The sequence below is a fragment of the Dactylosporangium sp. CA-092794 genome, from assembly GCF_050948465.1.
Lineage (GTDB): Bacteria > Actinomycetota > Actinomycetes > Mycobacteriales > Micromonosporaceae > Dactylosporangium.
On the sequence record NZ_CP192044.1, the window covers coordinates 10,372,153 to 10,384,662 of the forward strand.

Sequence of the window (12,510 nt, forward strand, 5' to 3'; positions counted from 1 at the left end):
GGCTGGCTATGAACGCGATCGAGTGACACCACATACCTTCGGCGCCGCTTGTCCGGTTTGATGGCGTGAGAGGGGGTTCGACCATGTTCGCCACCGGTGATGACCAGGCGGCCCGGATGCGGCACGAGCTGCACACGCCGCTGACCTCGATCCTGGCCTACACCCGCCTCCTGCGCGACGACCTGCCTCCGGGCGTCGTCGGCGACGGCGCGGCCTGCCTGGACGCGATCGACCGCAACGCGCAACGGCTGGAGCGGTACGTCGACAGCGTCGTCCTCCCGCTCGCCGCCACCGGCACACCGACCGATCGCGAGGGCACCACCGATCTGGTGGCGGTACTGCGCGACGCGGTCGACCTGGCCCGCCGCGTAGCGGTGGCCGGCGCGGTGAGCATCCACGCGGACCTGCCGGATTCGGCCCCGGTCGCGGTCGACGAGATGATCTGCCGCCACCTGGTCGGGCAGCTGGTGCTGTGGCTCGCGGTCGCGGCACCGGCCCGCGCGCACGTGGAGATCACCCTGCACCGCGACCCGGCACCGACGATCGACGCCCGGGTGGTCCCCCACACGGACCTGACGGCCGCCCCGCAACGCCGCCCGACAGAGGACCAACCGCGCCCCACCGCCGAAATCCGGGTGGCCCAGGCGGTCGCCGCCCTCTGCGGCGGCCAGATCCGCCTCGACGACGCCGCATTCCGCCTGACCCTGCCCTCCTCCGCCCTCGTCCCCACCTCCCGCTGACCCCGCGCCCGGTCACGGTCCGCGCTCCGAAAAGTCGGGCGCTCCGCGCCACGACTTTTCGGATTTATACCCCGACAGGCGATAAATCCGAAATATCCGGATGCGGAGCATCTGGATATTTCGCGTCGACCACAAGTCTCCGTGATCATGCAGGCGGCTACGCCGATGCGCGAGTTTTTCATGATCCCGGAGAGATGCGGTACCCAGGCGTACATTGAGTCTCCGTGATCATGAAAAACCCGCGGTGCACACCGCCGGTCGAGCATGATCACGGAGACATAACGCGCAACGGGCGGCGCGCCGCTGGACCATCCGCCGCCGGACGCCAGGACCGCGGCGCCCGCCACTGCCGGGCCGGGCGAGGCAGTGGCGGGTGCCGACCCGGCGACGACCGGCGGCGTGCCACATCGAGGTCGGCGGGTATAGGAGCGGAAGGCGACCAGCTCGAAGCGGCCGGGCAGGCACCGGACCCGCGAGGGCAACCCGCGCGCGCCAGGGCCAGCGGCGGTGGGAGCGGAAGGCGACCAGCTCGAAGCGGCCGCGCAGGGGCGAGACCGGCAAGGGCAAGCCCGCGCGCGGGGCCTAGCGGGTCGACCGGGTCGAAGCGGGCGTGCAGGGGCGGGATCGGCGGGTCAGCGGCTGTGGGAGCGGAAGGCGACCGGGTCGAAGCGGCCGTGCAGGCGGGGGTCCAGCCAGTGAGCTGCCTCGCGGCGGAACAGTGGTGGGGTCATCGCGCCGGCGCCCTCGGGGATCGCGCCGGCCAGGTCGCCGGGGAGGTCGTGGAGGTTGGTGCGGTGCACCAGCTCCGGGTCGGCGGGCCAGGCGCCGAAGACGACCAGGGCCGGAATGTCGCGGCGGGCCAGGGCCTCCAACGTCAGCGCGGTGTGGTTCAGCGTGCCGAGGCCGGGACGGACCACCACGATCGCCGTCGCGCCGATGGCCGCGGCCAGGTCCAGCAAGGTCCAGCCGTTCTCGCCCAGCGGCACGAGCAGGCCGCCGGCGCCCTCGATCAGGGTCATGTCGTGGTTGTCGGCGATGGAGCGTACCGCCAGCTGGGCCATCACCGCCGTGAGCGGATCCTCGCCGGCCACGCGGGCGGCGGCGAGCGGGGCCAGTGGGTCGGGGAAGCTCGCCAGGGTGCGGGTGCTGGCCGGCTCGGCCAGGCGGGCGACCGTGACCGCGTCCGGTTCGTCGCCCTCCGCCGTGCCGGTCTGGGCGGGCTTGACCACCGCGACGCTCAGGCCGGCGACCGTGGCGGCGGCGGCGATCGCGGCGGTCACGATCGTCTTGCCCACGCCGGTGTCCGTCCCGGTCACCACCACGGGACCGGTGACCGGCCCCGGAATCTCCTCGCTGAAGTCGAACCCGAACCCGGCACCGACCCGAGAGCCGACGCCGGAACCAAACCCAGGTCCAAGACCGGTGCCGGACCCCGGACCGAACCCGGAGCCGGACGCAGACACCGCGCCAAAGCCCGAGCCGGACGCAGACACCGAGCCGAGGCCGGACGCGTAGGTGGGGCCGAAGGAGGCGCGGGCGGGGGTGGGTGAGCCGTTGGAGGCGGCGGTCACGGGCGTTCCTTCAGGATGATGTCGATGGCGCGGTCGAAGGCCGGGGCGGGCACGCCCACGTTGACGGTGAGCCGCAGGCGTGAGCGACCGTCCGGAGTGGACGGTGGACGGAAGCAGCCTACCGCCACGCCCCGGTCGCGGCAGGCGGACGCCCAGGCCACCGCCTCGTCGGGGCTGGGGGCGGCGACCGAGATGACGCCGCCGGCCGGTTCGGAGACCTCCAGGCCGTCGGCGCGCAGGCGGGCGACGGCGCGGCCGGCGCGGGCGTGCAGCTCGGACCGCAGGGCGTCGCCGGCGCGGAGCAGGTCCAGCGCGGCCAGGGCGCCGGCGGCCACGGCGGGCGGGAGGGCCGTGTCGAAGATGAACGTCCGGCCGGTGTCGACCAGGGCGCGGCGCAGCTGTGCGGGGCCGGCGATCACGCCGCCGGCGGCGCCCAGGGACTTGGACAGGGTGGCGGTCAGTGCCAGGCCGGGGGCGCCCGCCAGGCCCGCGGCGGCCACGCCGCCGGCGCCGGACGGGCCGAGCACGCCCAGGGCGTGCGCGTCGTCGACGAGCATGAGGGCGCCGTGGGCCCGGGCGACCGCGTAGAGCTCCGGGAGCGGGGCGAGGTCGCCGTCGACGGAGAAGATGCTCTCGGTCACCACGACGGCGGGGCGACCCGGGTGGCGGGCCAGGAGCGCGGCGACCGCGTCCGGGTCGGCGTGCGGTGCGACGACGGTCTCCGCGCCCTCCCGGCCGGACCGGCCGGCGCAGGCCAGCCGGCAGCCGTCCACGAGGGACGCGTGGTTGTGCGCGTCGGAGACGACCAGGGCGCCGGGGCGCACCAGGGCCCGGACGGCGCCGAGGTTGGCGAGGTAGCCGGAGGAGTACACCAGGGCGGACGGCATGCCCAGCAGGGCGGCCAGCCCGTCCTCCAGATCGCGATGCAACTCCGTGGAGCCGCGGACCAGGCGCGAGCCGGTCGCGCCGAGGCCGAAGCCCTCCAGGGCGCGCACGGCGGCGGCGAGCACGTGCGGGTGGCGGGACAGGCCGAGGTAGTCGTTGCCCGCCAGGTCGGTCACGGGATCGGCGTCGCCCGCGGGGCGGGGCCGCAGCTCACGGCGCAGGCCGGCGGCGCGCCGGGCGGCGGCCTCGTCATCGAGCGCGGACAGCCACTCCACCGCGAACCTCCCGAAGGTGTTGTAGAACATCTACGATGCCAGTTGTGTGATGTGCACAACCTAGCCGAGCCCGTCGGGGACCGGACAGGCGACCCAAACGATTTGTAAGGTACGAGCATGCTTGCTGCTGCCAAGGCCGTGTTGGACACCGGCGTGGGCCTCGACGCCGACGGCGTGCTCGCCGTGCTGCGCTGCACCGACGAGGAGCTGCCGGAGTATCTGGCGCTCGCGCACGAGGTGCGGATGCGCTGGTGCGGGCCGGAGGTCGAGGTCGAGGGCATCGTGTCGCTCAAGACCGGCGGCTGCCCCGAGGACTGCCACTTCTGCTCGCAGTCGGGGCTCTTCGCCTCGCCGGTGCGGGCGGTGTGGCTCGACATCCCGGCGCTGGTCGAGGCCGCGAGGCAGACCGCGGCGACCGGGGCGACGGAGTTCTGCATCGTCGCGGCGGTTCGCGGGCCCGACGAGCGGCTCATGGCGCAGCTCGCCGACGGGGTCGCCGCGATCCGGGCGGCCGTGGACATCAACATCGCCGCGTCGCTGGGCATGCTCAGCCAGCCGCAGGTGGACCGCCTGGCCGAGTTGGGCATTCATCGGTACAACCACAATCTGGAAACCGCGCGCTCCTACTTCCCGCAGGTGGTGACCACCCACACCTGGCAGGAGCGGTGGGACACGCTGCGCATGGTCCGCGACGCCGGCATGGAGGTCTGCTGCGGCGGCATCCTGGGCCTGGGCGAGAGCCTGGAGCAGCGCGCCGAGTTCGCGGTCCAGTTGCAGCGGCTCGACCCGCACGAGGTGCCGCTCAACTTCCTCGCCCCGCGGCCGGGCACGCCGCTGGCCGAGCAGCCGGTGCTCGAGGCGAAGGACGCGCTGCGCGCGATCGCCGCGTTCCGCCTGGCGCTGCCGCACACGCTGCTGCGCTACGCGGGCGGCCGGGAGATCACGCTGGGCGACCTGGGCACCCGCGACGGCCTGCTCGGCGGGGTCAACGCGATGATCGTCGGCAACTACCTGACCACCCTGGGCCGCCCGCCGGCGCAGGACCTGGCGCTGCTCGACGAGCTCAGCATGCCGGTCAAGGCGCTCTCGGCCACGCTGTGAACGCCGTGCTGACCTACTGCGACCGCTGCGGGGAGCCGCTGGCCGGCGACTCTCACGCGGCGTGCGCGGCGGCCCGGGAGCTGGAGCCGCCGCGGTATTGCCCGCAGTGCCGGCGCCGGATGAAGGTGCAGGTGATGCCGACCGGCTGGACGGCCGCGTGCGTGGAGCACGGGACGATCAGCCGGTAGGCCCGGCCCACTCGGTCGCGGCCGCCGCGGCCCGCTCCAGCGTGCGCGGGTTGACGCGGGCGAGGGAGGATGCCAGCCGGCCGCGCATCTGCAGTACCGCCGCCGCTTTATGAGAATGCTGCAGGACTCGCAGGATCCGGGCGCGGCGCAGGCGGTTGTATTCCTGCAGGGCCGGCCCCAGCGCACCGCTCACGAGCACGGTCTGCAGCGTGGCCACGTCCTCCAGGGCCAGCGAGGCGCCCTGCGCCAGGTGGTGCGGCATCACGTGCGCGGCGTCGCCGACCAGCGCGTAGCCGCCCGGCCCGGCCGGCACACCGAAGGTCTCCGGCAGCGGCGCCAGCTCGCCCACCGGCTCCTGCACCAGGTCGTCGGCCTCGGTCGCGGCGAGCAGCTGCACGACCGGCGCGTGCCAGCCGGCGAACCAGCGGCGCAGCAGGGTCAGCTGGCCGGCGGCCGGCTCGGGGCGCAGCGCGCCGGGCACGGTGGCCACCCAGTAGATGCCGCCGCGGGTCGAGCCGCCGGCCGAGCCCCGCTCCCCCAGCGAGGCGAAGGCGAAGCGCCGCCCCTCGCCGAGCGTCTCGCCGTGCGGGGCGGTGCCGGAGGGCAGTTCCGGGGCGCGGTACCACGGGATGACGGCCCGCCACGCGGCGAACCCGGCGCTGGCGAAGGTGCTCGCGGCGGCGAGCCGGCGGCGGATCGCGCTGTCCGGCCCGTCGGCGGCCACGACCAGGTCGGCCTCGAAGGTGACCCGCCCGTCGCCGACGGCCGGGCGGTCCCGGCGCACCCGGGCCGACTGCACCTCGATGCCGCCGCGCACGTCAACCTGCTCGCCGAGGCCGGCGATGAACGCGTCGTGCAGGTCCTCGCGGTGCACGACCACCGGTGGCGACTCCAGGTCGGCGGCGCCGGGCTGGACCAGCCAGGTGCCGTCCGGGCGGCGGATGCCGGCGGGCGGGACCGGCGTGGAGATGCCGTCCAGGCCGCCGGCCAGGCCCAGGGCGCGCAGCGCGCGGATGCCGTTGGGCCACAGCACGAGCGCGGCCCGGCCGGGGCGGAGCCGGTCGTCGCGCTCGAGCAGGGTGACCTTCCAGCCCGCCCGGGCCAGCGCGCCGGCGGCGGCGAGCCCGCCGACGCCGGCGCCGACCACGACCGCGGTCCGCATCAGCCCTTACCGGCCGCGTCGCTGCTCTCGCTCTCGCGCTCCCCGTCGGATTGCTCTTGCGGCGCTTCGTCCTCGGCCGCTGCCGCCGGCTCCGCTTCCGCCGGGGACCCGTCCGAAGCGACGACCGGCTGGATGTGGCCATCGTCGTCGACGGTCACGTGCTGCTGGGCGCCGCGGACGCGCAGGAAGTAGACCAGCGCGCCGAGGAACACGACGATCGAGGTCCAGTTGTTCAGCCGCATGCCGAGCACGTGGTGGGCGTCGTCGACGCGCAGGAGCTCGACCCAGAACCGGCCGACCGTGTAGAGCATGACGTACAGCGCGAAGGCCCGGCCGCGGCCGAACTTGTACCGCCGGTCGAGCAGCCAGACCGCCACGGCCACGCCGATGCACCACAGCGACTCGTAGAGGAACGTCGGGTGGAACACGCCCAGCACGATGGGCTGGCCGGCGGCCTCCAGCGCGCGGCCGTGCTCGGTGTCCCAGTTGTACACCTTGAGGCCCCACGGCAGGGTCGTCGCCTTGCCGTAGAGCTCGTTGTTGAACCAGTTGCCCCACCGCCCGATGGCCTGGGCCACCGGCAGGCCGACCGCCAGCGCGTCGGCGGCCATGCCGAAGGGCAGGCCGATGCGGCGGCAGGCGATGTAGGCGCCGAGCGCGCCGGCCGCGACGCCGCCCCAGATGCCGAGGCCGCCCTTCCAGATGTACAGCGCCTCGACCAGCGAGCCGTTCTCGCCGAAGTACGCCTCCGGGGAGGTGATCACGTGGTACAGCCGGGCGCCGACGATGCCGAAGGGCACCGCCCAGATTGCCACATCGAGAATCACCCACGGCGGCGCGCCGCGGGAGCGCAGGCGCCGGTCGGCGATGAAGCAGGCGGCAATGATGCCCAGCACGATGCAGAGTGCGTAGGCACGCAGGGGAATCGGTCCCAGGTCCCAGACGCCACGGGTCGGGCTCGGGATCTCGGCCAGCGGTGATAGGGGAGCTTCCACGGGTGCACACGCTACCGCCGATCCGGCGGAATGCGACGACCGCCCCGGCCTCGGCGCCCACGGAGAGAGATCACCATCAGCGAAGCTCTCGCGACGCTGAGCGGCGGCGCCTAAAGTGCGAACATGAGCTACTCAACGCTGAGTAACGGCAGCAAGGTCACCTCGGCGGTGGCCGCCGTCATCGAGGACGCGTCCGGCCGGGTGCTGTTGTGCCGCCAGGCCGGCGGGCACCGGCTCTGGGGCCTGCCCGGCGGGAAGATCCGCGCGGCGGAGAGCCCGGTGCACGCGGTGATCCGGGACATCCGCGAGGAGACCGGCCTGGAGACCGAGGTGGTCGAGCTGATCGGGATGTATCAGCTGACCGGCGACGGCTGTGGCCAGACCACGCCCGACCTGTTCGTCAGCGTCTTCCGCGGCCGGCTCGACGGCGGCGGCCCGGCCCTCAACGCCCCCGGCCGGATCAGCGGCCTGGCCTGGCACTCCCCCGACGCGCTGCCGGAGCCGCTCACCGCCACGACCCGCACCGCGATCGCCGACGCGGCCGCCGGGCGCACCGGCGTGATCCGCGAGGTCGAGCGCGACAGCGAGCCGGACATCGTCGAGGCCTGAAACTTCCCCGAATGTTCTTGGCCCGCCGGGGCAGCATCGGCGATGATCGCTACATGGCCCCGCGGTACTTCGCGCTCGGCGACTCCATGTCGATCGACGACTACGCGGGCGGCCCCGGCCTGGGCGCCGCCTCCCTCCTCGCCGACGACCTCGGCATCGAGCTGGCGCTACTCGCGCGCGACGGTGCGACGAGCGACGACGTGCTGCGCCGGCAGGTCGGCCAGGTCGGCGACCGCCCAGCCTTGATCACGCTGACGATGGGCGGCAACGACCTGCTCACGGCCATGGTCGAGAATCCGGACAAGGTCTCCGGCGCGGTCGAGACGGTCGCGGCCAACTACGACGCCACCCTCGCGAGCCTCGCCGCCACCGGCGCCAGGATCGTGGTCAGCACCGTCTACGACCCCACCGACGGCACCGGCGACCTGTCCTGGGCCGGGCTGCCCGACGTCGCCGACGGCCCGGTGGTGCTGGCCGCGCTCAACGACGCGATCCGCGCGGCGGCGGCCCGCCACGGCGCGGCCGTGGCCGACCTGCACGCGGCGTTCCTCGGCCACGGCGCCCAGGCCGGCGACATCACCGGGTCCGACTCCCACCCGGCAAACCCCGAGCTGTGGTTGTGCGGCCACATCGAGCCCAACGCCTGGGGCGCCCAGGCCATCCGCGACACCTGGCGCGCCGCCCTACGCCGATAGCGCCTGTTTCATAGCTGAGGCGGGGCTGCGTCGGGCCCATGTCTCTCGCCCAGGCCGACCCGGCGCACTGCGCCAGGCCGGGTCGCCCAAGGCGCCAGCGGCGTCCCACGAAAGCCCGGTTACAACACCGGTAGCCTGGCTTCCGCGGGCCACCACTGGACGAAACCTGGACTCCGCCTCGCACCCACCCCAGCTACGAAACAGGCGCTAGGGCGTAGAGCTTCCGCAGCGCGGCGAAGTAGACGTGGTCGCCGGAGAGCAGCAGCGGCTCGCCACCGTGCAGGGAGTCGACGTCGAGGTCCAGGCGGCGCACCAGGCGCCCGGTCGCGGCGTCGGCGGCGATCAGCTCGACCCGATGGGTGCTCACGCCGTCACGGATGGCGAAGTGGTACACCACCGCGTAGACCACCCCGCCGCCGTTCACGGGCGCCCAGTAGGCGGCGTCGACCTCGGAATACAGGCCGTAGCCGGTGCGCCAGCGCGGGGCGCCGGTCGCGAGGTCGAGCGCGGCCAGCCCGCCGTGGCCGTCGATCACGTACAGCGCGCCGTCCGGGGCCGAGACGCTCGCGAATACCGGCGACTCGAGCGCCTCCGCGTCACACCACCGCCGCGCTCCGTCACGGGCGGCGAAAGCGCACACGCCCCGCTCACCCACCGAGAACACACTGCCGACCGCCGCGACCAGTTCCGCACCGCTCGCGGTGGCCTCCCAGGCCGGGGCGCCGGTACGGGCGTCGAAGGCCTGGAGCCGGTCGGGCTCGGCGGCCTGCACGACCAGGTCCCCGGCGCCGACCGGCGGATGAAACCCGGGCTCCCCGCGCAGCGGCGCCGACCAGGCCAGGCCGCCGTCGGCGACGCGGTAGGCACTGAGCGTCGCGCCCGCGCTGCGCAGGATCAGCCCGTCACGCAGCGTGTAGCCGCCGGACACCGCATCGGCGAGGGTGATCTCCCAGCGTTGTTCGCCATTGGTGTGGTACCCGCTGAGGAACCGCCGCAGCCCGGGGCGCTCGATCGACTCGACGACCAGCGTGTCCCCGGCGGCGGCCAGTTCGCCGAACGCGCGGCCCGGCACGTCCACGACCGGGCCGAGGTCGTTGCCGGTGACGGCGTCGTAGCGGCGGATCTGGCCGGACGGGCCGCCCGCCGACCGGAACAGCGTGCCGTCGACCACCACCGCCCCGCCGATCTGCTCCTCCGGGCGGGTGGCCGGGGCGGTCCAGGTCAGGCGGAGGTTCCGGGCGGTCGCCGCGTTCAGGCCACCGGTGATCGCCTGGTGCCCGGAGCGCCCGGCATCACCGCCGTCCTGGCGCCAGTCCGAGTCGGCCGGCGATCCGAGCAGGGCGGGCACCACCACGAGGGGGAGCACCCGCAGTACCAAATCGGGAAAAAGACCCACGGAGGGCTCAACGCCCCAGCGGGCGCTCAGTGGCGGCGGACGCCCTCGGAGAGCTCGGCGCTGAGCTTGGCGACCGCGGCGACCCCGGCCGCCGGCGTCTCGGCGTCGAGCAGGCACCGGACCAGGGCGCTGCCGACGATCACGCCGTCGGCGAAGGCGCCCACCTCGGCGGCCTGGGCGCCGGTGGAGACGCCGAGGCCGACCGCGACCGGCGTGCCGGGCGCGAGCCGGCGGACCCGCTCCACCAGGGCGGGCGCGGCACTGCTGGTCGTGCTGCGGGCGCCGGTGACGCCCATGACGCTGGTGGCATACACGAAGCCGCGGCAGGCGGCGGCCGTCGTGGCGATGCGCGCGTCGGTGGAGGACGGCGAGACCAGGAAGACCCGGTCGAGGCCGTGCTTGTCGGAGGCGGCCAGCCACGGCTCGGCCTCGTCGGGGATGAGATCGGGCGTGATCAGCCCGGCGCCGCCGGCCGCGGCCAGGTCGGCGGAGAAGCGCTCGACGCCGTAGCGCTCGACGAGGTTCCAGTAGGTCATGGTGAGGATCGGCGCGCCCGCGCCGGCGGCGGCCTCGACGGTGCGCAGGCCGTCGCGGACCCGGAACCCGCCGGCCAGGGCGGCCTCGGTGGCGCGCTGGATGACCGGGCCGTCCATGACCGGGTCGGAGTAGGGCAGGCCCACCTCGACCGCGTCGACGCCGTTGTCCACCATGGCCCGGACCGCCTCGACCGCGGTGGCGAAGTCGGGGAACCCGGCCGGCAGGTAGCCGATCAGCGCGCTGCGGCCCTCGGCGCGGGCCCGCTCGAACGCGGTCAGGACGCTCATACCTCGAACCATTCGCGCGCGGTGTCCATGTCCTTGTCGCCGCGGCCCGACAGGCAGATGATCACGGTCGGCTCGCGGCCGAGCTCGGCGGCCAGCCGCGGGGCGACCCGCAGCGCCCCGGCCACGGCGTGGGCGCTCTCGATGGCCGGGATGATCCCCTCGGTGCGGCACAGCAGCTTGAAGGCGTCCATCGCCTCGGCGTCGGTGACCGGCTCGTACTCGGCGCGGCCGGTGTCGTGCAGGTAGGCGTGCTCGGGGCCGACCGCGGGATAGTCCAGGCCGGCCGAGATCGAGTGCGACTCGACGGTCTGGCCGTCCTCGTCCTGCAGCAGGTAGGTGCGGGCGCCGTGCAGCACACCGGTCGCCCCGCCGGTGATGCTGGCCGCGTGCCGGCCGGTCTCCACGCCGTCGCCGCCGGCCTCGAAGCCGAACAGCCGCACGCCCTCGTCGGGCACGAACGCGTGGAACGCGCCGATCGCGTTGGATCCGCCGCCGACGCAGGCCGCGACCGCGTCGGGCAGCCGGCCGGTCTGCTCGAGGATCTGCCGGCGGGCCTCGACGCTGATGCCGCCGACGAAGTCGCGCACCATCGCCGGGAACGGGTGCGGGCCGGCGGCGGTGCCGAGCAGGTAGTGGGTGTCGTCGACGTTGGTCACCCAGTCGCGCAGGGCCTCGTTGATCGCGTCCTTGAGCGTCTTGGAGCCGGTCGAGACCGGTATCACGGTGGCGCCCAGCATTCGCATCCGGGCCACGTTGAGCGCCTGCCGCCGGGTGTCCTCCTCGCCCATGTAGACGACACACTCGAGGTCGAGCAGCGCGCAGGCGGTGGCGCTGGCCACGCCGTGCTGGCCGGCCCCGGTCTCGGCGATCACGCGCGTCTTGCCCATCCGCTTGGTCAGCAGCGCCTGCCCCAGCACGTTGCGCACCTTGTGGGCGCCGGTGTGGTTGAGGTCTTCGCGCTTCAAGAAGAAATTCGCGCCGGTACCGCGGGAGAGCCGCTCGGCCCGGTAGAGCGGGCTGGGCGTGTTGGCGTAGTCGCGCAGCAGCCGGCCGAACTCCGCCTGGAACGCCTCGTCGGCCTGCGCGTGGCGGTAGGCGGCGTCGAGCTGCTCCAGCGCCGAGATGAGGGCCTCGGGGACGAACCGCCCGCCGTAGGTGCCGAAGTGCCCGGCGGGGTCGGGCATCAGGCCGGCGGCGGAGAGATACGCACTCACCGGGCCGCCCGCGGCGTCGCCGGGTGGCTGCCGGCGGTGACCAGCTCGGCGACCGCGTCCCGGGGGCTCTTCTGCGTGACCAGGCCCTCGCCGACCAGCACCGCGTCGGCGCCGGCGGAGGCGTAGCGGATCAGGTCGTGCGGCCCGCGCACGCCCGACTCGGCGATCTTCACGACCTCGGCGGGCAGGCCGGGCGCGATCCGCTCGAACACCGTGCGGTCGACCTCGAGGTTGCGCAGGTTGCGGGCGTTGATGCCGATGACCCGGGCGCCGGCCTCCAGCGCGCGGTCGGTCTCCTCCTCGTCGTGCACCTCGACCAGCGCCGTCATCCCGAGGCTCTCGATCCGGTCGAGCAGCCCGGTGAGCGTGTTCTGGTCGAGCGCGGCGACGATGAGCAGGACGAGGTCGGCGCCGTAGGCACGGGCCTCGTGCACCTGGTACGACGACACGACGAAGTCCTTGCGCAGCATCGGCACGTCGATCGCGGCCCGCACCGCGGCGAAGTCGTCGAGGCTGCCGCCGAACCATCGGCCCTCGGTGAGCACGCTGACGCAGCGGGCACCGCCGGCCGCATACTCCTTGGCGAGCTCGGCCGGGTCCGGGATCTCGGCGAGCTGCCCTTTCGACGGCGACGCGCGTTTGACCTCGGCGATCACGCCGACGCCGGGGGCGCGCAGCTTGGCGTAGGCGTCCAGCGGCGGCGGAGCCTGCGCGGCGCGCTGCTTGATGTCTGCCAGGGGCACCTGGGTCTCGCGGACCGCCAGGTCCTCGCGCACTCCGGCGAGGATCTCTTCGAGCACCCGGCCGCTTTCCGCGTTGATCAAGGAGCTCCCCTCTCCGGTGGTCATGCGACCG

At 74.2% G+C, this 12,510-nt stretch carries 13 protein-coding genes; 5 read left to right on the plus strand and 8 right to left on the minus strand.

Annotation, left to right across the window (positions count from 1 at the left end; genetic code table 11):
* Window positions 1-83: 83 nt before the first annotated feature.
* On the plus strand, window positions 84-740 hold the full coding sequence (locus ACQPXD_RS44670; protein WP_432829236.1) for a histidine kinase dimerization/phospho-acceptor domain-containing protein: 657 nt from the start codon (window positions 84-86) through the stop codon (window positions 738-740).
* Between the two features lie 632 nt (window positions 741-1,372).
* Here ACQPXD_RS44670 and bioD read toward each other — a convergent pair.
* Together bioD and ACQPXD_RS44680 are read right to left on the minus strand one after the other, a co-directional pair.
* The gene (gene bioD, locus ACQPXD_RS44675; RefSeq protein ID WP_432844180.1) at window positions 1,373-2,062 is read right to left on the minus strand and encodes a dethiobiotin synthase; all 690 of its coding nucleotides are present in this window, start codon (window positions 2,060-2,062) and stop codon (window positions 1,373-1,375) included.
* Between the two features lie 245 nt (window positions 2,063-2,307).
* The gene (locus tag ACQPXD_RS44680) at window positions 2,308-3,501 is read right to left on the minus strand and encodes an 8-amino-7-oxononanoate synthase (protein WP_432829238.1); all 1,194 of its coding nucleotides are present in this window, start codon (window positions 3,499-3,501) and stop codon (window positions 2,308-2,310) included.
* An 87-nt stretch (window positions 3,502-3,588) separates the two neighbouring features.
* Here ACQPXD_RS44680 and bioB point away from each other — a divergent pair, with 87 nt between their 5' ends.
* Window positions 3,589-4,572 carry a biotin synthase BioB gene (gene bioB, locus ACQPXD_RS44685; RefSeq protein WP_432829240.1) on the plus strand — a complete coding sequence of 328 codons (984 nt, stop codon included), beginning with the start codon at window positions 3,589-3,591 and terminating at the stop codon, window positions 4,570-4,572.
* Entirely contained in the window at window positions 4,569-4,760 is a 192-nt protein-coding gene (locus ACQPXD_RS44690) for a hypothetical protein (RefSeq protein WP_432829242.1), read from the plus strand. The genes bioB and ACQPXD_RS44690 overlap by 4 nt, the downstream gene beginning before the upstream one ends.
* On the opposite strand, the gene ACQPXD_RS44695 is transcribed toward ACQPXD_RS44690, so the two are convergent.
* Both ACQPXD_RS44695 and lgt read right to left on the minus strand, forming a co-directional pair.
* Window positions 4,750-5,922: an FAD-dependent oxidoreductase gene (locus tag ACQPXD_RS44695; RefSeq protein ID WP_432829244.1), complete on the minus strand. Its 1,173-nt coding sequence runs from the start codon at window positions 5,920-5,922 to the stop codon at window positions 4,750-4,752. The genes ACQPXD_RS44690 and ACQPXD_RS44695 overlap by 11 nt on opposite strands.
* Window positions 5,922-6,917, minus strand: coding sequence for a prolipoprotein diacylglyceryl transferase (lgt, locus tag ACQPXD_RS44700; RefSeq protein ID WP_432829246.1), 996 nt, complete (start codon window positions 6,915-6,917; stop codon window positions 5,922-5,924). The genes ACQPXD_RS44695 and lgt overlap by 1 nt, the downstream gene beginning before the upstream one ends.
* A gap of 123 nt (window positions 6,918-7,040) precedes the next feature.
* Between lgt and ACQPXD_RS44705 the strand changes: the two genes are divergently transcribed.
* A complete protein-coding gene (locus ACQPXD_RS44705) occupies window positions 7,041-7,526 on the plus strand; it encodes an NUDIX hydrolase (protein ID WP_432829248.1) in 486 nt (161 codons plus the stop codon).
* 11 nt (window positions 7,527-7,537) lie between these two features.
* Window positions 7,538-8,221 (plus strand): SGNH/GDSL hydrolase family protein, encoded by a 684-nt coding sequence (locus ACQPXD_RS44710; RefSeq protein ID WP_432829250.1) that lies wholly within the window; start codon window positions 7,538-7,540, stop codon window positions 8,219-8,221.
* 193 nt (window positions 8,222-8,414) lie between these two features.
* Here the strand turns inward: ACQPXD_RS44710 and ACQPXD_RS44715 are convergent, their stop codons facing one another.
* The 4 genes from ACQPXD_RS44715 to trpC are packed head-to-tail and all read right to left on the minus strand — an operon-like array spanning window position 8,415 to window position 12,455.
* Window positions 8,415-9,617, minus strand: a complete 1,203-nt coding sequence (locus ACQPXD_RS44715; RefSeq protein ID WP_432829252.1) for a PQQ-binding-like beta-propeller repeat protein — start codon at window positions 9,615-9,617, stop codon at window positions 8,415-8,417.
* 26 nt (window positions 9,618-9,643) lie between these two features.
* Window positions 9,644-10,441, minus strand: coding sequence for a tryptophan synthase subunit alpha (trpA, locus tag ACQPXD_RS44720; RefSeq protein WP_432829254.1), 798 nt, complete (start codon window positions 10,439-10,441; stop codon window positions 9,644-9,646).
* Complete coding sequence (gene trpB, locus ACQPXD_RS44725; RefSeq protein ID WP_432844182.1) at window positions 10,438-11,625, minus strand: tryptophan synthase subunit beta; 1,188 nt, start codon at window positions 11,623-11,625, stop codon at window positions 10,438-10,440. Before trpB ends, trpA begins: the two co-directional genes overlap by 4 nt.
* A gap of 26 nt (window positions 11,626-11,651) precedes the next feature.
* Window positions 11,652-12,455: an indole-3-glycerol phosphate synthase TrpC gene (gene trpC, locus ACQPXD_RS44730; RefSeq protein ID WP_432844184.1), complete on the minus strand. Its 804-nt coding sequence runs from the start codon at window positions 12,453-12,455 to the stop codon at window positions 11,652-11,654.
* Window positions 12,456-12,510: the final 55 nt, after the last annotated feature.

Excerpts from the sequence above, each read along its gene's own strand:
- ACQPXD_RS44670 (WP_432829236.1), top strand. The coding sequence starts at position 84 with ATGTTCGCCACCGGTGATGACCAGGCGGCCCGGATGCGGCACGAGCTG.
- ACQPXD_RS44680 (WP_432829238.1), bottom strand. The coding sequence starts at position 3,501 with ATGTTCTACAACACCTTCGGGAGGTTCGCGGTGGAGTGGCTGTCCGCG.
- ACQPXD_RS44705 (WP_432829248.1), top strand. The coding sequence starts at position 7,041 with ATGAGCTACTCAACGCTGAGTAACGGCAGCAAGGTCACCTCGGCGGTG.
- trpB (WP_432844182.1), bottom strand. The coding sequence starts at position 11,625 with ATGCCCGACCCCGCCGGGCACTTCGGCACCTACGGCGGGCGGTTCGTC.
- ACQPXD_RS44695 (WP_432829244.1), bottom strand. The coding sequence starts at position 5,922 with ATGCGGACCGCGGTCGTGGTCGGCGCCGGCGTCGGCGGGCTCGCCGCC.
- trpA (WP_432829254.1), bottom strand. The coding sequence starts at position 10,441 with ATGAGCGTCCTGACCGCGTTCGAGCGGGCCCGCGCCGAGGGCCGCAGC.
- bioB (WP_432829240.1), top strand. The coding sequence starts at position 3,589 with ATGCTTGCTGCTGCCAAGGCCGTGTTGGACACCGGCGTGGGCCTCGAC.
- ACQPXD_RS44710 (WP_432829250.1), top strand. The coding sequence starts at position 7,538 with ATGTTCTTGGCCCGCCGGGGCAGCATCGGCGATGATCGCTACATGGCC.